Source organism: Pseudomonas protegens, from assembly GCF_003363755.1.
In the GTDB taxonomy this organism is placed as follows: Bacteria; Pseudomonadota; Gammaproteobacteria; order Pseudomonadales; family Pseudomonadaceae; genus Aquipseudomonas; species Aquipseudomonas danubii.
In genome coordinates, this window is the sequence record NZ_CP031396.1 from 503,650 (window position 1) to 524,689 (window position 21,040).

Consider the following 21,040-nt stretch of genomic DNA (forward strand, 5'->3'; position numbering starts at 1 on the left):
AGCCCTGGCGATCCACCCGTGCGCCGAAAACCGCAACACTTCCCGCGCAAAATCCCGGATAATGCCCGCCATTTTTTGCTTTGTGATGCCGGTGCCCCCCATGGAAATCAAGGTCAACTTTCTCGACAACCTTCGACTTGAAGCCAAGTTCGACGACTTCACGGTGGTGGCCGACCAACCGATCCGCTACAAGGGCGATGGTTCGGCGCCGGGTCCGTTCGACTATTTCCTGGCTTCTTCGGCGCTGTGCGCGGCGTACTTCGTCAAGCTGTACTGCCAGACCCGCAACATCCCCACCGACAATATCCGCCTGTCGCAGAACAACATTGTCGATCCGGAAAACCGCTACAACCAGATCTTCAAGATCCAGGTCGAACTGCCGGCGGACATCTCCGACAAGGACCGCCAGGGCATCCTGCGTTCCATCGACCGTTGCACCGTGAAGAAGGTGGTGCAGACCGGCCCCGAGTTCATCATCGAGGAAGTGGAAAACCTCGACGCCGATGCCCAGGCGCTGTTGATGCCGCAATCGGGCACCAGCGCAGGCACCTACATTGCCGGCAAGGACCTGCCCCTGGAGCAGACCATCGCCAACATGTCCGGCATCCTCGCGGGCCTGGGGATGAAGATCGAAATCGCTTCATGGCGCAATATCGTGCCCAACGTCTGGTCGCTACATATCCGCGATGCGCAGTCGCCGATGTGCTTCACCAACGGCAAGGGCGCGACCAAGGAAAGCGCCCTGGCGTCGGCCCTGGGCGAGTTCATCGAGCGCCTGAACTGCAACTTCTTCTACAACGACCAGTTCTGGGGCGAGGAAATCGCCAACGCCGAGTTCGTGCATTACCCGGACGAACGCTGGTTCCAGCCGGGGCGCAAGGACGAGCTGCCCAAGGAGATCCTCGACGAACACTGCCTGGCCATCTACAACCCGGATGGCGAGCTGCGCGGCTCCCACCTGTACGACACCAACTCGGGCAACATCGAGCGCGGCATCTGCTGCCTGCCCTACGTGCGCCAGTCCGACGGCGAGGTGGTGTACTTCCCCTCCAACCTGATCGAGAACCTGTACCTGAGCAACGGCATGAGCGCCGGCAACACCCTGGCCGAAGCCCAGGTGCAGTGCCTGTCGGAGATCTTCGAGCGGGCGGTCAAGCGCCAGATCCTCGAAGGCGAGCTGGCCCTGCCGGACGTGCCCCAGGAAGTGCTGGCCAAGTACCCGAGCATTCTGGCGGGCATCCAGGGCCTGGAAGAGCAAGGCTTCCCGGTGCTGGTCAAGGACGCGTCCCTGGGCGGTGAGTTCCCGGTGATGTGCGTGACCCTGATGAACCCGCGCACCGGTGGCGTGTTCGCCTCGTTCGGCGCCCACCCAAGCTTCGAGGTGGCGCTGGAGCGCAGCCTCACCGAGCTGCTCCAGGGCCGCAGCTTCGAAGGCTTGAACGACCTGCCGCAACCGACCTTTGAAAGCCAGGCGCTGATGGAGCCGAACAACTTCGTCGAGCACTTCATCGACTCCAGCGGCGTGGTGTCGTGGCGTTTCTTCAGTGCCAAGGCGGACTTCGAATTCGTCGAGTGGGACTTCACCAGCCAGAGCGGCTTCAGCGAAAGGGAAAAAGCCAGCGCCGAGGAAGCCGCGACCCTGTTCGGCATCCTCGAAGGCCTGGGCAAGGAAGTCTACATGGCGGTGTACCAGCACCTGGGGGCCACCGCCTGCCGCATCCTGGTGCCGGACTATTCGGAAATCTACCCGGTGGACGACCTGATCTGGGACAACACCAACAAGGCGCTGTTCTTCCGTGAAGACATCCTCAACCTGCACAGCCTGGACGAAGACGGTTTGCGCTCACTGCTGGAGCGCCTGGAAGAAAGCGAGCTGGACGACTACACCGACATCACCACCCTGATCGGCATCGAGTTCGACGACAACACCGCCTGGGGCCAGTTGACCATCCTCGAACTCAAGCTGCTGCTCCACGTGGCCCTGGGGCAGTTCGACCCGGCCAAGGAACTGGTGGAGATGTTCCTGCAATACAACGACAACACCGTCGAGCGCGGGCTGTTCTATCAGGCCTTGAACGCGGTGCTGGAAGTGGAACTGGACGACGAACTGGAGCTGGGCGACTACGAAGCCAATCTGCGGCGCATGTTCGGCAACGAACGGATGGACGCGGTGATCGGCTCGGTGGACGGTAGCGTACGCTTCTACGGCCTGACCCCGACCAACCTGCAGCTCGAAGGCCTGGACCGTCACCTGCGGCTGATCGACAGCTACAAGAAGCTGCACGCGGCACGGGCCAAGTGGAGCGCAGCCAACCGCTGACACAGCGCCCCGTACCTGTAGCAGCGAGCTTGCTCGCGAAGCCCTCAAGAACGCCGCGTTCCCCAGTGAACGCGGCGTTTTCGTTGGCGACCATCGCCAGCCTGCTCGCTCCTACAGTGACTCGTCAGCCATCGCGCAGCCCGGGCGGCCAGGGCTTGCGGTCCTCTCTATCAGGCGGGCCATACAGCTCCTGCTCCCAGTCCTCGAACGCCGGCGATGCGCTGTATCCCGGATCGCAGTACTGGCGAATGTATTGGGCGGCACGGTACTCGGCGTACTTGGCATTCACCGGTACGCCCTCTTCGTCCAGCTCCAGCACATTGGCAAAAATCGCGTAGGCCATCTCCAGCATGCTCGGCTCTTCGCTCAGGCAACTGCGATAGTCGACACCCTCCAGCAGCGGGTAGCCGAGGGTGCCGTTGGCGACCCAGAAACTGAAGGTGCGCAACGCCCCGGAAAACTCCGGGCTGAGTTGTTTCGGGTAAAGCATGCGGCTTGCCTCTGCTAGGTATCGGACCGGGAGGATTCTCCGGTACTGGCCGCTGTGCAAGCAAGTCGACGGCAGCCGCCGTGTTCAACTGACGGCCAGCGAGCGCTGTTCGGTTACCACGCAATTACGTCCCTTCTGCTTGGCCTGATACAACAACTGGTCGGCCTTTTCCAACGCGGCGGTGATCGAACCACTTCCCGGCTGCCACACGCTGACGCCCAACGAAACCGTAATGTGCCCGACGGTATCGATCTGCGCCGCGGCGATCGAGGCTCGCAGGCGCTCTGCGACATCGGTTGCAGCCCGTAGCGAACTGTTCGGCAAGAGCAGGACAAACTCCTCGCCGCCCACCCGGCACGGCAGGTCGTCAGTGCGCGAGTTTTGCTTCATCAGGTCGGCAATCGCTCTCAGGGTTTCATCCCCCACGCCATGGCCGAAGGTGTCGTTCACCCGTTTGAAGTGATCGATGTCCATGGAAACGATGGCGAACGGCTGATTGGCCTGCTGCCAATGCGCCAGGGTGTCCTGCATCGCCCGCCGGTTGGCCAGCCCGGTCAGCGCATCACTTTGCGCCTGCTGGTTGAGCCGGCCGATCTTTTCCTGGAGCAGGCTGGTGCCCAGCAGCAGCGCCCGACGAATCTGCCAACTTTCAGAATACTGCGCCGGGATCGCGCTGATGCGCTCGTAGCTCTCAGGGCTGTCCAGGCGCCTGGCACTCTCGGCCAGCCGCGACAGCGGCGCCGAAATCCTCGTCCCCAACCACCAGATCAGCACCAGGCCAAACAGCGCCAGCGGCAGTATGCCCTTGGCGACTTTGGACATGGTTACCTGCAGCGTGGCCTGGATGTTGCCGAGGGGCTGCTGGGCGATCACCCCCCAACCGCTGCTGGGCACATGGGTGAAACCCGCGAGCATTTCCACGCCCTGGGCATCCAGCGCCTGCAATGCCCCCCCGCCCTGGCTCAAGGCCGCATCGACGATCGGGTCATCGGCAACGATCTGGCCGATTTGCTCGGGATAGGGGTGATAGAGAACCCGCCGATTACTGTCCACCAGATAGACATGGGCGCCATCCTCACGGACCTGCCGGTCCATCAAATCTTGAAGGGCGTTCTTCTGTTCAAGTCGGATGCTGCCGCCGACCAGCCCCAGGTACCGCCCTTTGCCGTCAAACACCGGCTGGGATACAAAAACCAGCAGATTGCCGGCAATGGACTTGAAGGCCTTGCTGATGATCGGTTGACGCAGCCTGAGCGGTGTCTGGTCTTGCAGGGACTGGCCATTGAGATGCAGGTGCTCGGGCATTGAGGCGATGATGGTGCCGGTCGCGTTGGTGATCAGTACCGAGTTGAAGCTGTTGTCCTGCCCCAGCAAGCGCTGGGCTTCGCCGGCCAGTCGTTGCGAATCGTCAAAGTCTCCACCCAGAACAGCGGCGGCATACTTCAAGCGATCCTGATCGGAACTGAGCACCTGCTCCACACCGGAGGCGATCCGAGCGGCATAGGCCTGGTTGACTTGCAGGGCGTTTTCAATGAGCTCCTGCTTCTGGATCTTGAACATGACCCAGAAGCTGTTGGCCAGGGTGGCCAATGCTGCAAACAGTACGAAGACCAGAATCAGCACACGAAGATTAAGCTTGGGCTTGGGCCGGGTAGGCATGTAAAAAAGTCCGGATGAGCAAGCAGACAGTGGATTTCGATGTTGCGCCAACTGCCTGCCGGCTATGGATCATTCACGTCCGTGCGCCCTAGACACATGGATAATCATCCGTCGAACATCGTCGAAACGCCTGCACTGTTTGGCTATAAAGGCGTCAGTTATTAGAGCCGCGCAGTCTACCCGGGTTGCTCCGATTGGCAATCGATAAAATGACCAGGCGTCCAGTGGCGCACGGCCCATGGTTTTCACACCCGCCCCAACCCGTCACAATGCGCCGCCTCAGGCCAGAGTTGCCCCCAAGCCGCCCGCCTCACTGATCGCAAGGACCGCCCATGAGCGTCTTCAGCACCTTGTTCGACCCTCTCGAAAAGCCGGCACCGTCGGCCACTGACACACTCCAGGCGCCCCATGAAGCGGATGCAACGCCCGATCCGGTCCAGCCCCAGGAACAGGCCGAGTCCGCCAACCGGGCCCTGCTCGAAGCCGCCGATGCCTACTTCGCCTTTCACCTGTTCGCCGCCCCCTTCCCCAGCCAGGCCGAGGCTGAACGGTTCGCCTTCGAACAGTGGGAGCCCGAACCTGCGGCGGATGCCAGCGACGCCGAATTCAGCGCCTGGGAAGCGCGCAATCCCAGCTGGCGCCTCAGGCAGGAATTGGGCTACTACATGGACGCCGATTTCGTCGAGCTGATCGGCAAAGACGACTGCCCGCAATACCTGGAATCGCTGATCCGCAGTGATGCCGAGCAACAGCGGCTGCGCTCGCGGATCAAGGCGCATTACAGCCACTTCATCATCGTCGGCAGCGAGTCGATTGATGGCGACCAGCGATCGGTTGCCTCCGGGCCCAATCAGCGCCCGCCGCAAAGCACGCCGACACTGGACTACCTGGGCGAGTTCAACGGTTCCTCTGCCCCGCACTAGATGCTAAAAAGGCCCACAGTTTTCCCTTGCACCCCTTGTCGTGCCCAGCCGTACCACGAGAATCACCATGCACAGCCATTACCCGAACACCCGCGCTCCGTTGCGCCCTCTTGACCTCCTCACCCACCAGCCAACGGCGGTAGCCCCATGATCGAAGTCACCGAAGTGTCCATTGCCGACCTGCGCGCCGCCCTGGAATCAGGCCGGACCACCGCCGTGGAACTGGTCCAGGCCTATCTGGCGCGGATCGATGCCTACGATGGCCCGCAGACCGCCACCGCGCTGAACGCCGTGGTGGTGCGCAACCCTGAGGCCCTGAAGGAGGCCGCAGCGTCCGATGAGCGTCGCGCCAAGGGCCAGACCCTGGGCCCGCTGGACGGCATTCCCTACACCGCCAAGGACAGCTACCTGGTCAAGGGCCTGACCGCCGCCTCGGGCAGCCCGGCCTTTGCCGAGCTGGTGGCCTACCGCGATGCCTTCACCATCGAGCGCCTGCGGGGCGCCGGGGCCATCTGCCTGGGCAAGACCAATATGCCGCCCATGGCCAATGGCGGCATGCAGCGCGGGGTGTATGGCCGTGCGGAAAGCCCCTACAACGCCGCTTACCTGACCGCGCCCTTCGCCTCGGGCTCCTCCAATGGCGCCGGCACGGCCACCGCCGCCAGCTTCGCCGCCTTCGGCCTGGCCGAGGAAACCTGGTCCAGCGGTCGTGGCCCGGCCTCCAACAATGGCCTGTGCGCCTACACACCATCGCGTGGAGTGATTTCGGTGCGCGGCAACTGGCCGCTGACCCCGACCATGGACGTGGTGGTGCCCTTCGCCCGGACCATGGCCGACCTGCTGCAAGTGCTGGACGTGGTGGTGGCCGAAGACCCGGACACCCGCGGCGACCTGTGGCGCCTGCAGCCCTGGGTGCCGATCCCCAGCGTGAGCTCGGTGCGCCCGGCGTCCTACCCGCAACTGGCGGCCGACGCCACGGCGCTCAAGGGCAAACGCTTTGGTGTGCCGCGCATGTACATCAATGCCGACCCGGAAGCCGGCACCAGCGACAAACCCGGCATCGGCGGCCCCACCGGCCAGCGCATTCACACCCGGCCCTCGGTGATCGACCTTTGGCAACAGGCGCGTCAAGCCCTGGAAGCCGCCGGCGCCGAAGTGCTGGAAGTGGACTTCCCCCTGGTGTCCAACTGCGAAGGCGACCGCCCCGGCGCACCGACCGTGTACAACCGCGGCCTGGTCAGCAAGGAGTTCCTCCATGACGAATTGTGGGAACTGTCGGGCTGGGCCTTCGACGACTTCCTGCGGGCCAACGACGACCCCAAGCTCAACCGCCTGGCGGATGTCGACGGGCCGCAGATCTTCCCTCACGACCCCGGCACCCTGCCCAACCGCGAAGACGACCTGGCCGCCGGCATGGACCAGTACGTGACCATGGCCAAGCGCGGGCTCAAGACCTGGGACCAGATCGCCTCCCTGGCCGACGGCCTGCGCGGCCTGGAGCAGACCCGGCGCATCGATCTGGAAGAGTGGATGGATCGCCTGGGGCTGGACGCGGTGCTGTTCCCCACCGTGGCCGACGTTGGCCCGGCCGATGCCGATATCAACCCCGAGTCGGCGGACATTGCCTGGAGCAACGGTGTGTGGGTGGCCAACGGCAACCTTGCGATCCGCCACCTGGGCGTGCCCACGGTGACCGTGCCGATGGGCGTGATGGCAGACATCGGCATGCCGGTCGGCCTGACCTTCGCTGGCCGCGCCTATGACGATTCGAGCCTGCTGCGCCTGGCGTCGGCCTTCGAATCCACCGGCAGCAAGCGCCTGATTCCACCACGCACGCCGGCCTTGTCACTCGCTCGCTAAGCGCAAAGGCCCGAGGCGCCCATAAGGCGCCCCGGGCCTTTACCCGCCTGACAGCGCACCACAGCGATGCACCGCCAGGGGCGCGCGACGGTATGTTGCGCAGGCTATTTCAACTGATTGGCGAAACGCCCCACGGCCCCCACAACCTGGCGCGCGCCCTCCTGGATTTCGAGAATCACCGAGCCGGCCTCGTTGGCAAGTGCCAGGCCTTCTTCAGCCTGCCCGCGACTGTTGGCCATGCCGCTTACGGCTGCATCCGCCAGACTCTGGTTCTGCTGTACAACGCTGACGATTTCTTCGGTAGCGGCACTGGTGCGCCCCGCCAACTGCCTCACTTCATCGGCGACCACGGCAAACCCCCGGCCCTGCTCACCGGCCCGCGCCGCCTCGATTGCGGCGTTGAGCGCGAGCAAGTTGGTCTGTTGGGCGATGCCGCCAATGGTCTGGACAATCGAGCTGATCAGCAGTGATTGCTTGCCCAACGCTTCAATCCCGGCGGATGCCGCCTGCATTTCATCCGAGATCATGCGCATCGTTTGCACGGTGTTCTGCACCACGTCGGCACCTCGGCGGGCGCTGATGTCGGTTTGTTGGGAGATCTCGAACGCGATGGTCGCCGCCTCGTTCACCTGCTGCTCGCGAGCCACTTGCTCGGTAATGACCGTGGCGAACTTGACCACCTTGTAAAGGACGCCCTGTGCGTTGTGCACCGGGTTGTAGGTCGCTTCCAGCCAAACGACTCGACCATGGGCATCGACGCGCTTGAAACGGTCAGCCACGAATTCACCGCGATTGAGGGTCGCCCAGAACTCCTTGTAATGACTGGACGCGGCATCGGCTGGGTCACAGAACATGCTGTGGTGCTTGCCTTTGATTTGCCCAAGTTCATAGCCCATTGAGCGCAGAAACTGCTCGTTTGCTTGCAGGATATGGCCTTGAAGATCGAACTCGATCACCGCAGTGGAGCGCAGCAGCGCTTGAATGAACGCCGAATTCTCCGCCGAAGTGTCAACGGTCTCGGTGATGTTCGAACCAAAGGCATGAATACTTTCCAATTGCCCCTGTTGATTGACAATCGGCTGCCAGAGGCCGCGAAACCACGACAGTCCACCATCGGGACGCTGAAAACGGTAAGTATCGATAACCGCGTCGTGGTTGTTCACGCTGTCGAGCAAACGACGATAGCAATCCATCTGCCGTACATACTGCGGAATGAAATTGTCGATCGGTTTGTTCAGTACTTGGTTGGCGCCACACCCCAACATGTTCAGAAAGCCTTCATTGGCATCTATAACGTTGTAGTTGGCGTCAAGGACCGCACGCACAAGGCAAGTCTCAATCCCCTTGAGCAACTGTCGAGCCACTGAAAGCTCCGACTGAAGGGACTGCAACTGCATTTTCAAACGAGTATTGAACATGGGCGCATCCTGCTAAAGGAGAGACTCTTTGCTATCGGCAACCGTTGGGGGTTTGTTTTCAGCTTTTTTTGTGCTGCAAAAACACTATAGAAGCATTGTTTGCAGCGCTCCATTTTCTCCCCTGATATAAAGCCATGCACCCAGCCTGGTGGTTACAATCCCCGCGCCACGCCACTAGCGCCCTTCCCCCATGCACCGCCCGAGCCGGACCACTCACCATGACCACACACCGCATTACCCTCGCCAACGGCTGGATTGCCGAATTTGCCGAACAAGGTGAATTCCGCATGGGCGCCATCAGCTGGAACCTGCACCTGCGCGGCCCCGACCAACAGGCCATCCGCTATTTCGAAAGCCAGATCGTGCTGGTCAACGATGAGGATGGCGAGCAGGCACGGAACTTCATCAGCCTGTCCGAGGACGGGGTCTACGGGTACCTGGGCAACGGCATGAGTCACGGTTGGGTGATCGACTTCTCCCGCTGCATGATCGCGCCCCACCGGGTGACCATTTCCCACTACCACTACGCCTATGACGAATACATCTCGCTGCTGGAGCAACCGGCGTACAAGCGAGTGCGGGAGTACATCAGTGTCATCGGTCGCACCGTCTACCTGACCTTTCCCTTCACCCGGGACGAGGACTTTCCCAAGGTCTGGGAGGAGTACCTGGTGATCCGCCGGCGGCAGCTGGACGAGCTGTATTTTCGTAACTGAGTCAGCGCAAGCTCCAGGACACGCCCAGGTACACCCCCAAGCCTTCTCCCGGGGTCGAGCGCGCCGCGTCCAGCCCCTTGTCGTCGTAGCCCGGAGTAACGGTGGCGGCGTAGCGCTTGTCGGTCAGGTTGCGCACATCGACCCAGGTCTGCCAGTCGTTCTTTGGTGCGTTGTAGCCCAGGGTGGCGCCGAACAGCGCGTAAGGGTCGGCGTAGTAACTGTTGGCGTAATCCACCGCCACCTTGGACACCAGTTGGGTGTTGACGGCGGCGAAGAAACCCAGGGGCCAGTCGTAGCGCAACTCGCCCTGGTAATAGTGCATCGGCAGGCCCGGTAGGCGGTTGTCGCCAAAACGCGCGTCATCGCGATAGTGGAAGTCGCTGAAGGTGTAGGCCTGGCGCAGGCTCAGGCGGCCGACGCCTGGCTGCGACCACAGCTCACTCTGCAGGCTGGCCTCCACGCCTTGGTGCACCGTGGGGCTGGCGTTGAGCTCGTAGGGCATGGTGGCGTTGGCGTCCGGCCAAACCGAGAGCAGTTCGTGGCGCACCTGGGCGTAGTACCAGGCCAGGCTCCACTCGCCCAGGCTGCTATCGCCGCGGCCGCCCAGCTCCAGGGTGGTGGCGGTCTGGTTGCGCAGCTTGATCGGATCGCGCTGGGCGCCCGTGGCGACGCCGCTGCCAGCCGGGAAGCGCAGGTTCGAGCTGTAGATCAACGACCAAGGGTGCGGTGCTTCCACCGAGCGGCTGAGGTTGCCAAACAGCTGCACATTCGGTGTCAGCTGGTAGCGCAGGCCCAGGCGCGGCGCGTAGTCCCAATCGCCGAGGCTGGTCTTGCCGCCGCCCTCGGGGTAGGTCACCGCACTTTCGCGCCGGGTGTAGATGGCCGCCAGGCCCGTGGTCAGCCACAGGTCATCGGCAACTTCCAGGTCATTGCCAACGTGCAGGACGGTGTCCGAGCCCTGGTAAGTGAAGTTGCGGATTCGCGTGCCTGGCGCATAGCTGGCGGTATTGCCTGTGGGAATCCGCACAAACTCGCTGGCGCCATCATTGGGCAGGTGCTGGGTGACCCGCAGGCCCAGGGTGCTGCGGCTTTCCCGGCCCCAGAGAGTGTCGCGGCGCTTGTAGTCGAAGGTGCCGCTGACGTCGCTGTAGGCCACCTTCAGGCGGTTGGGGCCTTCGCGCAGGTCCATGGGGTAATCGTGGTAGACCAGACCGGTCTGGATGCTCGAATCGTCGTCGATGTAATAGGTGGTCTTGTTGCCGACAAAGGTACTGCCCGGCTGCTTGCGCCGGTCGTCGCGGCTGACATAGGCCGGGTTGGCCGCCCGTGGGTCGTGCTCGATGGAACCTTTGCTGACCCGCCCGGCCAGATCGTTGTCGGTCTCGCGGTAGCGCAGGTAGAAACGGGTTTCCAGGTTCGGGTTGAAGCGGTAGCCGAAGTTGCCAATCACCCCCTTGCTCTGGCTGCGGGTGTGGTCCTGGTAACCGTCGGCGTTGGCGTCGGTCAGCGACACGTAGTAGTCGAAATTCCCCAGCACTTGCCCGGAGCTGAGCTGACGCTGCTGATAACCGTGGCTGCCAGTGGCGTAGCGCACCTGCAACAGCGGTGCGTCGTAGCCGGTGTGGCTGATGTAGTCGATGGCGCCCCCCAGGGCCAGGGCGCCACGGTCGAAACCATTGGCGCCGCGCAGCACCTCTACGTGATCGACCCACAGGGGCTCGAGCAACTCATAGGGGGTGCCGCCGGGACCGGTCAGGGGCAAGCCGTCGAGCATGGTGTACAGCCCCGAGGCATGGGCCCCCGGCGCGCGGTTGATGCCCGAACCACGGATCGAGATCTTCACCCCTTCGTTCCCGGCGGACTGGGCATAGACCCCGGGCTGATAGGCCAGCACATCCTGGTTGCTGGCCACCCGCCCCTGCAGCGGCCGGCGCATGTCCACCACATTGCTGGCGCCCGGCACCTGGGCCAGCCCCGCCTCGGCCTCTGCCACCTGCTGTCCCTCAGCGCCCTGCTCCTGCCCCAGGACCTGCACCGGGGCCAGCTCCACGCTCCGGGTCTCGGCGATTGCCGGGCAGGCAAGGGCCAGGCCCAACAGGGCCGTGGGCAAGGATTTTGGCGAAGACATCGAGAAAACTCCGACAGGCAGAAAGGGGGCAATGCAAGTTGCGACGCAGGAAAGAACCAAGAGAACACAGGGGAATTGGGCTTTTTTTCGCCAGGAAAGCGGATGTCGGCAGTCACGCCTTCACTGGCGAAGCCACAGCGTCCAGCACGCAGCGCTAAGGGGTCTTGGCCCCCGCCAGAAAGTGCGCCACCAAGGCATTGGCATGACCATGGCCCATGCCGTGTTCGGACTTGAGCCAGGCCACCAGTTCCATGTGCTTCTTGCCGCTGAGGGCGCCAAGAAGCTCCAGCCAGTGGCTGATGGGCTGACCGTAGTTTTTTTCAATGGAAGGAAAGTACGACGCCGGGCCTTTGACCTGGCTGGCTTGGCTCTTGTTGTCTTGGGTCCTACCGTCTTTGCTCATGCTTCACCCTGTGCTTTTTTACTGCCCTTGATGTTTTCGATCAGATCGACCACGTAGTTCTGGTTGAAACCGGCAACGAAGGACCAGAACAGCAACTTGCCATAGGCGGCGTAGCCGTCAGCGTGCTGGCAGAAAATCACATAGAAGCTGTTCTCGGGGTAGTTGCAACTCTTGTCCCTGACGATCTCGGGAAACAGTTCCCCTTGCACCACGCCGGAGATGAACAGGATGTACAGCAGGCCCGCCAGGATGCCGCCAATGAACGACGGCAGCAGCACATTGAACCAGGAACTGCACAGGCTGATGATCTCCTCCTCGCAAAGGTGTGACAGTTGCCGGTGAAACCCCACATAACCACCAATATTGCCGACGATGAACACCACCGAGGGGATGGTGTAGCCGTCGGCCAGGGCGACCGCTCCCAGGGACGCCGCCAACAGCAGCACAAAGATGATGAACAGTCGCTTCCATAGGATGTTCAGTGCTTCCTGGCGGTTCATGTTCAGCTCGTCGGTTCAGGTTTTCGGAGAGGTCCGTCTACCTTGATGACGATAGATGAGCCTTGCCCGGCAGGACCTTTTTTTTCGCCAGGGAATCCTTGCCCCGGCGACCTGCGCCTGCCGTGTCCTCAGGCCGGATACCCGGTGATCTCGCGGATGCTCTGGTACAGCGGCTTGAGCTGGCGGTACATGCGCAGGTAGACCTCGCTGTACAGCCGCTGATACATCTGCTGCGCTTGCGGCTGTGGCTCGAACACCGCGCCGACCCGGGTCATGGCGCTGATGGCCGTTGGAAAATCCGGGTACAGGCCCAGGCCCACCGCACAGGCGATCACCGCCCCCAGCCCCGAGGCCTCATAGACGTGGGGGCGCTCTACCGGCAGGCCGAAGATATCCGCCGTCAGTTGCATCGCCGCATCGCTCTGGGAGCCACCGCCGGCCACCCGCAGGCGCGTGATCTTCAGCTTGGAGCGTTTCTCCATGCGTTCCATGCCCTGGCGCAGGGCATAGGCCAAACCTTCGAGGATCGCCCGGTAGATATGGGCCCGGGTGTGCACGTCGCCAAAGCCGATCATCGCGCCCTTGGCTTCCATGCCCGGCTCGCGGATGCCCGGCGACCAGTAGGGTTGCAGGGTCAGCCCCATGGACCCGGGCGGCACCGCCTGGACCAGGGCATCAAACAGCTGTTCCGCCTCCAGCCCCTGCTCGGCTGCCTGCTGCACTTCCCGCAGGCCGAACTGTTGCTTGAACCAGCTGACCATCCAGTAACCGCGGAAAATCATCACCTCGCAGTTGTAGTGGTTCGGCACCGCCGCCGGGTACGGCGGGATCAGCGGCACCACTTCCAGATAGCGGGAACGGGTGGTGGTGATGGTCGCCGTGGTGCCGTAGGACAGGCAGGCCGTGGTGGAATCCTGGACGCCCGAGCCCAGGACTTCGCAAGCCTTGTCGGCACCGGCGGCAATCAGCGCCAAGCCCTCGGGAATACCGGTGTGGCGACTGGCTTCGGCGCTGATCCGGCCCAGGGTTTCGCCGGGTTTGAGCAGGGTCGGCAACTGCTCCTGACGCACCGCCAGGGCCTGCCATTTCCAGTCGCTGGGGGCGGCCCAGCACAGGCGCTTGTAGTCGAACGGCAGGTACGCCACGCAACAGCCAACGGAGTCGACGAAGTTGCCGGTCAGGCGATGGGTGAGAAAGCCCGAGAGCAGCAGGAACTTGTCAGTGGCTGCCCACACCTCGGGTTGCTGCTGGGCCACCCAGTTGGCTTCGGCCTGGGCCCGAAAATAGTCCACCGTGGCCTCGGCGCCGATCAGTTTGAACAGCCAGCCCCAAGGCCCCTTGATCCGACCCTCGACCTCGGCCTGGCGCTGGTCGAGCCAGAGAATGGCCGGACGCAGGGCCTTGCCCTGGGCGTCGACATTGATCAGGGTGCCGCGCTGGGTGGTCAGGGACACGCCGCGGATCTGCGAGCGGTCGATGCCGGTCTGCTGCCAGAGCAATTGGCAGGCTTCGCCGAGCTTGGCCCAGTAATAGTCCGGGTGCTGTTCGGCCCAGCCGGGCTGGCTTGAAAAATAGGCCTCCAGCTCCACCTTGCCCTTGCCCAGCAGGTTGCCCGACAGGTCGAACAGCAGCGCGCGCACGCTTTGGGTGCCGTTGTCGATCGCCAGCAGGTAGTCCTGCTTATTGTTGTTGTGCGTGTCCATGGGGCTCTCTTGGTTGGGGCTCAATCGGTGACGGGGGGCAGGCTGTGATGGCGCTGCCACAGGTCGCGGTAGCGCTGTTCTTCGGCCAGCCAGCGCGCATCGTCCCAGCCCAGACGGGGCTGGCACAGGCGGCGGATGGCCGGCAGGTACTGGGCGGCGCCCTCGGCCAGCAGCAGGCCGATGCGGGTGCGGCGCAGCAGCAGGTCGTCCAGGTGCAGGACCATTTCCGCCTCGGCGGCAAAGGCCAGCTCGGCCCACAGGGTGTCGCTGGCGCCGACGCAATCGCCGCCCAGCTCGGCCACCCGCTGCGCTACGCGGGGCAAGTCGCGGCCATGGCGCCCGGCCAGGCGCCGCAACTGAGCCGCGCTGAGCCCGGGAATGTCCACCGGCGCCTGGGGGGCGAACACCGGTTCGCCGTCGTCCTCCACGTTGCGCCCGAGCATGGCGCCACAGGCTTGCAGCACCTCGATGGCCTGGGGCCGGAAGGTGGTGAGCTTGCCGCCGGCCAGGGTCACGCAGCCCGGCTCCTGCCACAGCACATGCTCGCGGGTTTCGTTGGACGGCTTGCCCTGTTGCTCCCCCCCCGCGCCGGCCACCACCGGGCGCACCCCGGCCCAGGTCGAGAGCACATCGGCGGCGCTTACCTGAGCCTGGGGAAACTGCTGGGCACAGGCGGCCAGCAGATAGCGCAGTTCTTCCTGACTGATGCTGGCGCTCTGGTCCAGATCGTCGCGGTGATCAAGATCGGTAGTGCCCACCACGGTGGCGCCTTCCCAGGGGAAGACGAACACCGGCCGCCGATCCTCGGCATGCATGAAGCTCAAGGCCTGGGCCACCGGCAGGCGCCAACCCGGCAGCAGCAAATGACTGCCGCGCAACGGGCGCAGCTGGCGCGGAGCCTGGGCCGGACGCAGGCGCTCGGCCCAGGCCCCGGTGGCCACCGCCAGGGCCGCGCAGCCAAGGGTATGCACAGCGCCCGTTTCACTGTCCTCGATCGCCACCCCGCACACCCGCCCGTTCTCCCGCAGCAGGCGGGTCACCCGCAGGCCATTGATGGCCACGGCGCCATCGGCCCGGGCTTCGGCCAGCACCCGCATCACCAGGCGCGCATCGTCGGTCAGGGCATCCAGGAAACAGGTGCCCCCCAGCAGGCCCGGCTCCTTCACCCCCGGAACCAGGAAGCGCAGGTGCGCGGCATCGTGAAAGCAGTGGTTACGGCGCCCGGCCAGGGCGTCATACAGGGTCAACAGGCCACCGAACACCTTGGGCCCGGGGAACCTGCCGCGGTAATGGGGCATCAGGAAACTCATGGGTTCCACCAGCCCGGGGGCTTCCTGCAGCAGGCGCTGGCGCTCGCGTACCGAGTCCCGGGTCAGGCGCCACTGGCCCTTGGCGATGTAGCGCAAGCCGCCATGGACCATCTTCGAGGAACGGCTGGAGGTGCCCCAGGCAAAGTCCCGCTGCTCCAGCAACAGGCAACGCCAGCCGCGCCGCGCCGCTTCCCGCAGGATGCCGGCGCCGCTGATGCCACCGCCGATCACGATCAGGTCCCAGGGTTGCGCCCCCAGCCCGGGCAGCGCCTGTTGGCGCCACTGGCCGTTCCAGTCCTGGCTCATGGCGTTACTGCTCCAGCAGGGTGCCGGGGTTGAGGCGCCCGGCGGGATCGAAGTGGCGGCTCAAGGCCTGCAGGGTGTCGACGGCCAACGCGCCCTTCTCCCGCAGCAGGTACGGCGCATGGTCCTTGCCCACTCCGTGCTGATGACTGATGGTGCCGTGGTGATTGACGATGGTCTGGCTGGCGGCGTGCTTGAGGGCCTGCCAGCGCGCCAGGGTCGCCGGGTACTGGGCGTCGGGGCGGAATACGTAAGTGGTGTAGATGCTCGACCCTTCGCCATAGACGTGGGACAGGTGGGTGAACACATGCACCTGCTCGCCCTCGGCGGCCAGGCCATCACGCAGGCTGCCCTCGATGCGTTGCAGCAGGCGATCAACGTTGCTCCAGTCGGTGGCCGTTTCCAGGGTGTCCACCAGGTAGCCGGCATTCCACAGGCTTTCGCGCAGGTAAGGAAAGCGAAAGCGGTTCTGCGCCCACTTCTTGCCCAGCAACGTGCCGGTAAAGACCCCGCCAAACCCCTTGAGCTGGCGCCGGGCGTGACGCAGGGACAAGGCGTTCTGCTGGCGATTGCCGGTCACGCCGAAAGTCAGCAGGCACTTGCCCGGCCCCGCACCGCGCAGGGCCAGGTATTTTTCCAGCCAGGCGATCTGCGTCGGATGGCCGGCCAGGGCCAATTGGGTTTCGGTCTCCAGGGCATTGGACAGGCGCAGCATCGACAGCGGCACCCGGGCCTGCGCCAGGGCGCGCACCGCTTGCAGCGCCTGGGTCCAGTCCGGCAGGAACACACCGTAGAAGCGCTCGTCGTCCGGCAAGCGGCTGACCCTGACCTTGACCTCGGAAATGATCCCGAAGCGCCCTTCGCTGCCCAGTACCACTTCCCGCAGATCCGGCCCGGCCGCAGACGCCGGAAAGGTGGCGATGGCCATCGGCCCGGCAAAGGTTTCCAGGGTGCCCCCGGCGAACAGCTGCTCGATGCGCCCATAGCGCAGCGACTGCTGGCCACTGGAGCGGCTGGCCACCCAGCCGCCCAGGGTCGACAGCTCCCAGGACTGGGGGAAGTGCCCCAGGGTGTAGCCGCGAGCGCGCAGTTGGCTCTCCACCTGCGGGCCACTGGCACCGGGGCCGAAAGTGGCCAGCAGGCTGTCTTCGTCCAGCTCCAGCAGGCGGCTCATGCGCGCCAGGGACACCGTCAGCACCGGCCGCTCGGACCAGCCCGGATTGATATGCCCGGCCACCGAGGTGCCGCCGCCGTAGGGAATCAGGCACAGGTCGCGGTCCTCGGCCAGGGCCAGCAACTGGCGGATCTGCTCGGCGGTTTCCGGAAAGGCCACGGCATCCGGATAGACCCCCAGCTCGCCCTCGCGCAGGGCCAGCCAGTCCGGCAGGCTCTGGCCGCGGGCATGCAGCAGGCGTTCCTGGGGATCGATGCAATACAGCGGGTGGGCAGCAAGGCGTGAGGCCGGCACCTTGGCCAGCGCCTGTTCCAGAGTCGCCTCCGGCAAGCGGCGCCCCGGGCCCAGGCGCTCGGCGAGAAATCCCGCGCCCTGGGCCGGCAATTCGACCACCGTGGATACATCCCCCCAGCCGTTCCAGCGTCGCATACGTGTGTCCTTGTGCTGTTCTTATAGGTCTTGCTTCAGGCACCCTATACTAGTGCGCGGCTGAACGCTGTCACGGTCGCATCGCGCCAGAGGATGTAGCCGATTGAGTCAGGCACAGGTGACATCCGGCGCCAATTACCGAAGAATCCTCACCCTCCCCATCACAGGCTCGCGTCCATGCCGGCACCCCTGAAAACCTGCGCCCCGCTGTTCTGGTCCACCGACCTGGGCATCGACTACGGTGCGCCGACCTTGCACCTGCACGACTTGCTGCCCGTGGTGGGCGAGGAACACTCGGCCTTCTTCCAGCACCGGGACGGCATCCTGATCGGCGAAACCCTGCAACTGATCTGGTGCCCGCCGGTTGCCGACCTCAATGGCTGGAACGAGCAGCCTTCGGAAATTGCCCTGAGCCAGCTGCTGCGAGTGCGGATCACCGGCCCGGCGCCCGAGCCGCCGACACCACGCAATGCCATCCACCATGGCCGGCCGAGGTACCGCTTCCTGGTCCTGTCCTGCCAGCCACTGCCGACGGCCCTGCGCGCCCAGCCGCTGGCACAGGACGCCTGGCACATGCCGCTGATCGAGAATGGACAGGGCAGTTGCCTGACCTGGGAGGCCATCGACAACTGTGGTCGCGCCGAGATCCAGGGGCTGATCTACCTGAGCGCCTACCGCCGCGACGAAACCTATATGGAAATGTTCATCGAGGACCTGGGCGGACAACTGTTCGGGCTGCTTTCGGTGCACCTGGGCCCGGGGGGCGACGACTATGATTTTGGCCGGCGCCTCCTGCAAGGCGCGGAGTTGCGGGCCATCCGCCGCGCACTGGCCATGGCCCGGCCCCTGAAGGATTCACAGCCCGGCTACCTGGCCCCCTGAACCCCAGGGCGGATAAAAGCGCTCAGAAAAAGACTAAGCAGCTGTTTTCAAACTCATTTTTTTGCATTGGGGGGCTTCACAGCCCGTCTATAAGTTGATAAATTTGCGCCCGTTCTTGCAGCGGCCCTCCCCGGACCGGCATTCAAAGCAAGTAACGTCGCAACAGCTACAGGGGCGTCGCCAAGCGGTAAGGCAGCAGGTTTTGATCCTGCCATGCGTTGGTTCGAATCCAGCCGCCCCTGCCATTTCTCTTCATGTTCATCCCCCCAGACTCCGTTCCAGCACCTCCAGCAATGCACTGACCTTGGGCAACCCCTGCCGGCTTTTCAGCCACAGCAGATGAATCGCCTGCCCTTCGCTGGCCCACTGCGGCAGCACTTCGACCAGGGTGCCCTGCGCTAGCTGCTGCTTGACCAGCCACGAAGGCAATTGCGCTATGCCGTAACCGTCCAGCACGGTCATCAGCAGCCCCTCGCCATCCCCCACCACGCAACTGGCGGACATGACCCGGCGCTCGCTCTCGCCCGGACGTCCGGTCGCAAAGTTCCAGGGGCTGACCCGGCCGTCCACCCAGCCATAGGCAATGCACTGGTGCCGTTCCAGGTCCTGGTCGGTCAGCGGCGTGCCATGGCGCCGCAAGTAATCGGGGGAGGCGCAGAACAGGTGCCACTCGCGGCCCAGGCAGCGATGCCCCAGTGCCGCCGGCCACAGCTCCGAACCGCCGAGGCGCACGGCAATGTCCACGCCGGCTTCGAGGGGGGCGATGGCGGAATCGGAAAAGGTGATGTGCGGCTGCAAACCAGGGTGTTCCCGGGCAAACCGCAACACGGCAGCCAGTACCTGGGAGCGGCCAAAGGTCCCGGGCAGATCGATGCGCACCCGCCCGCGCAGCTCGGTGTGTTCCGCGTTCAGCGCCAGCTCGGCCTCTTCCAGATCGGCCAGCACACCGCTGCAGGTGCGGTAGAAAGCCGTCCCCGCGTCGGTCAGCGCCAGGCTTCGAGTGGTGCGCTGGAACAGCCGCGCCTGCAACCGCCCTTCCAGCCGGGCAATCGCCTTGCTGACGGCGGAAGCGGTGAGGTTGAGGCGCTCGGCGGCGGCCTTGAAGCTGCCGCAGTCGGCGACGCAGACAAATACATCGATCCCCTTCAAGCGCTCGGAAGAAAACATCGGTGCCTCGCATTCATGAATCTGATTCCATTCATTGGGTAAAAATCATCATAAAACAGAATCAGATTCCCCAGTAAGCTGGCTGGCATTCTCCCAAGACCCTGCTACAGACGATGAGGCACGGATGCTGCGCACCCTGAAAGGCTACCCAAAGGCGATCAACCTGCTGCTCACCGGCACCCTGGTGCTGACCCTGGCCCGGGCCATCACCCTGCCCTATCTGGTGATCTACCTGAACAGTGCTTTCGGCCTGCCGGTCAGCGACATCGGCCTGGTGATCGGCAGCAGCCTGATCCTCGGTTCGCTGCTGAGCCTGTATGGCGGATTCCTGGTGGACAGGACCCCCAGCCACCGCCTGATCCTCGGCTGCTGCGCGCTGTTCACCCTAGGTTTTGTCGGCACCTTCACCGCCCGCCAGCTGTGGCTGTTCTACCTGTGCCTGGTGCTGATCAACCTGGCCTACGCGGTGATCGACATCGCGATCAAGGCCGGCTTTGCCCAGCGCCTGCCGGTGGAGCAACGCAGCGAAGCCTTCTCGATCAAGTACACCCTGACCAACATCGGCTACGCCGTGGGCCCGTTTCTCGGCGCCGGGCTGGCGCACCTGAGTATCAGCCTGCCGTTCCTGATATCCGCCGCCCTGGGCGCCGGGTTCCTGGCCATCCACCACCTCTGGGGCGACAGACAGCTGGATGCCGCTGGCGCCACATCCACGCCACTCTCCTTCCCGACCCTGGGCAAACAGCTGCTGCGGGACTACCGCCTGGTGTGCTTCACCCTCGGCGGCCTGCTCAGCGCCGTGGTCTTTGGCCAGTTCTCGGCCTACCTCTCGCAGTACCTGGTGGTCACCACGTCCCCGGAGGCCACCTACCGCATCATCAGCACCCTGGTGGCGACCAACGCCCTGCTGGTGATTGCCTTGCAGTACAGCATTGGCCGCAGGATTTCCCCGCGCCACCTGAACCGCTGGCTGGCAACCGGGCTGGGGCTGTTCCTGCTGGGGATCAGCGGGTTTGGCCTGTCCACCAGCCTGCCGCTGTGGGTGCTGTCGATGGTGGTGTTCACCCTGGGGGAAATCATCGTGTTTCCCGCCGAGTACATGTTCATCGACCTGATCGCCCCTGAGGCGTTGCGGGGCCTGTACTACGGCGCCCAGAACCTCTCCAGCCTCGGCGGCGCCCTGGGCCCGATACTCTGCGGCATGGTCCTGGCCAGCCAGCCGGCGCACTGGATCTTCTACATGCTGGGAGCGTTCATTGTCGCCGGGGGGCTGTTCTACTGCCTGGGCGCGGCCAACCTGAGCCAGCCTGTAGCCAGGGAAGCGGATTGAGGCTTGATCCTGCTCATGCCTTCAGGGGCATCCCCAGACGTTCGGCTATCCGCACCAGGGCTGCCCGACAGTGCGCTGAAATCACCAGAGGTGGCTCATTGATCATGTACAGCAAATGCTCGAAGGCGACCCCGGCCTCGTTGTGTTCCAGATAATCCAGCACGATTTCCCGCCCATGCTCCAAGCCCGCCTGGGCCAATGCGTGATCCTCCGGTACGGGGCCGAGTTGCTCATAGGCACGGGCCAGCAAGGGTGACACTTCATCCAGGACGTCAATGAAATCCGCTCGCAGGCGGCGTACTCGCTCAGGCATAAAAGCCAGTCC

General features: G+C 64.1%; 17 protein-coding genes, 1 tRNA gene and 1 pseudogene. 7 read left to right on the forward strand and 12 right to left on the reverse strand.

All coding sequences use genetic code 11. The features are described 5' to 3' along the window. Window positions 1-100 precede the first annotated feature (100 nt). Complete coding sequence (locus tag DWF74_RS02055) at window positions 101-2,320, forward strand: OsmC domain/YcaO domain-containing protein (protein ID WP_115582403.1); 2,220 nt, start codon at window positions 101-103, stop codon at window positions 2,318-2,320. Between the two features lie 124 nt (window positions 2,321-2,444). Here the strand turns inward: DWF74_RS02055 and DWF74_RS02060 are convergent, their stop codons facing one another. Beyond that, entirely contained in the window at window positions 2,445-2,810 is a 366-nt protein-coding gene (locus DWF74_RS02060; RefSeq protein ID WP_102863356.1) for a DUF7677 family protein, read from the reverse strand. 84 nt (window positions 2,811-2,894) lie between these two features. Continuing rightward, window positions 2,895-4,469, reverse strand: a complete 1,575-nt coding sequence (locus DWF74_RS02065; RefSeq protein ID WP_102863355.1) for a sensor domain-containing diguanylate cyclase — start codon at window positions 4,467-4,469, stop codon at window positions 2,895-2,897. A gap of 332 nt (window positions 4,470-4,801) precedes the next feature. Between DWF74_RS02065 and DWF74_RS02070 the strand changes: the two genes are divergently transcribed. Both DWF74_RS02070 and DWF74_RS02075 read left to right on the forward strand, forming a co-directional pair. Continuing rightward, window positions 4,802-5,392, forward strand: a complete 591-nt coding sequence (locus DWF74_RS02070) for a hypothetical protein (RefSeq protein WP_240322009.1) — start codon at window positions 4,802-4,804, stop codon at window positions 5,390-5,392. Between the two features lie 147 nt (window positions 5,393-5,539). After that, window positions 5,540-7,252, forward strand: coding sequence for an amidase (locus DWF74_RS02075; RefSeq protein ID WP_115580184.1), 1,713 nt, complete (start codon window positions 5,540-5,542; stop codon window positions 7,250-7,252). Window positions 7,253-7,356: 104 nt separating this feature from the next. Here DWF74_RS02075 and DWF74_RS30890 read toward each other — a convergent pair whose 3' ends face one another. Continuing rightward, entirely contained in the window at window positions 7,357-7,962 is a 606-nt protein-coding gene (locus DWF74_RS30890) for a methyl-accepting chemotaxis protein (RefSeq protein ID WP_394304659.1), read from the reverse strand. Further along, window positions 7,942-8,670: pseudogene (locus tag DWF74_RS30895) on the reverse strand (PAS domain-containing protein); the annotation flags it as partial. The pseudogene DWF74_RS30895 and the gene DWF74_RS30890, both read right to left, overlap by 21 nt. Window positions 8,671-8,888: 218 nt before the next feature. On the opposite strand from DWF74_RS30895, the gene DWF74_RS02085 reads away from it, so the two are divergent. Beyond that, the gene (locus tag DWF74_RS02085) at window positions 8,889-9,386 is read left to right on the forward strand and encodes a hypothetical protein (RefSeq protein WP_115580185.1); all 498 of its coding nucleotides are present in this window, start codon (window positions 8,889-8,891) and stop codon (window positions 9,384-9,386) included. Between the two features lies 1 nt (window position 9,387). Here the strand turns inward: DWF74_RS02085 and DWF74_RS02090 are convergent, their stop codons facing one another. From DWF74_RS02090 to DWF74_RS02115, 6 genes are all read right to left on the reverse strand, one after another. Next, window positions 9,388-11,514 carry a TonB-dependent receptor family protein gene (locus DWF74_RS02090; protein ID WP_115580186.1) on the reverse strand — a complete coding sequence of 709 codons (2,127 nt, stop codon included), beginning with the start codon at window positions 11,512-11,514 and terminating at the stop codon, window positions 9,388-9,390. Between the two features lie 154 nt (window positions 11,515-11,668). Further along, on the reverse strand, window positions 11,669-11,917 hold the full coding sequence (locus DWF74_RS02095; RefSeq protein ID WP_115580187.1) for a DUF4287 domain-containing protein: 249 nt from the start codon (window positions 11,915-11,917) through the stop codon (window positions 11,669-11,671). Further along, window positions 11,914-12,417, reverse strand: a complete 504-nt coding sequence (locus DWF74_RS02100; protein WP_102863349.1) for a hypothetical protein — start codon at window positions 12,415-12,417, stop codon at window positions 11,914-11,916. Before DWF74_RS02100 ends, DWF74_RS02095 begins: the two co-directional genes overlap by 4 nt. Window positions 12,418-12,545: 128 nt before the next feature. Next, window positions 12,546-14,120, reverse strand: coding sequence for an FGGY-family carbohydrate kinase (locus tag DWF74_RS02105; protein WP_102863348.1), 1,575 nt, complete (start codon window positions 14,118-14,120; stop codon window positions 12,546-12,548). Between the two features lie 20 nt (window positions 14,121-14,140). After that, entirely contained in the window at window positions 14,141-15,736 is a 1,596-nt protein-coding gene (locus DWF74_RS02110) for a glycerol-3-phosphate dehydrogenase/oxidase (protein ID WP_102863347.1), read from the reverse strand. 4 nt (window positions 15,737-15,740) lie between these two features. Beyond that, window positions 15,741-17,336, reverse strand: a complete 1,596-nt coding sequence (locus DWF74_RS02115; RefSeq protein ID WP_115580188.1) for an FAD-binding oxidoreductase — start codon at window positions 17,334-17,336, stop codon at window positions 15,741-15,743. Between the two features lie 177 nt (window positions 17,337-17,513). Here DWF74_RS02115 and DWF74_RS02120 point away from each other — a divergent pair, with 177 nt between their 5' ends. Both DWF74_RS02120 and DWF74_RS02125 read left to right on the forward strand, forming a co-directional pair. Then, the gene (locus DWF74_RS02120) at window positions 17,514-18,218 is read left to right on the forward strand and encodes a hypothetical protein (protein ID WP_115580189.1); all 705 of its coding nucleotides are present in this window, start codon (window positions 17,514-17,516) and stop codon (window positions 18,216-18,218) included. Between the two features lie 170 nt (window positions 18,219-18,388). Beyond that, window positions 18,389-18,463 (forward strand) — tRNA-Gln (locus DWF74_RS02125). 13 nt (window positions 18,464-18,476) lie between these two features. Here the strand turns inward: DWF74_RS02125 and DWF74_RS02130 are convergent. Then, window positions 18,477-19,385 (reverse strand): LysR family transcriptional regulator, encoded by a 909-nt coding sequence (locus DWF74_RS02130; RefSeq protein ID WP_115580190.1) that lies wholly within the window; start codon window positions 19,383-19,385, stop codon window positions 18,477-18,479. 124 nt (window positions 19,386-19,509) lie between these two features. Between DWF74_RS02130 and DWF74_RS02135 the strand changes: the two genes are divergently transcribed. Then, window positions 19,510-20,715: an MFS transporter gene (locus DWF74_RS02135; protein ID WP_115580191.1), complete on the forward strand. Its 1,206-nt coding sequence runs from the start codon at window positions 19,510-19,512 to the stop codon at window positions 20,713-20,715. A gap of 13 nt (window positions 20,716-20,728) precedes the next feature. Here the strand turns inward: DWF74_RS02135 and DWF74_RS02140 are convergent, their stop codons facing one another. After that, on the reverse strand, window positions 20,729-21,028 hold the full coding sequence (locus DWF74_RS02140; protein ID WP_115580192.1) for a hypothetical protein: 300 nt from the start codon (window positions 21,026-21,028) through the stop codon (window positions 20,729-20,731). Window positions 21,029-21,040 lie beyond the last annotated feature (12 nt).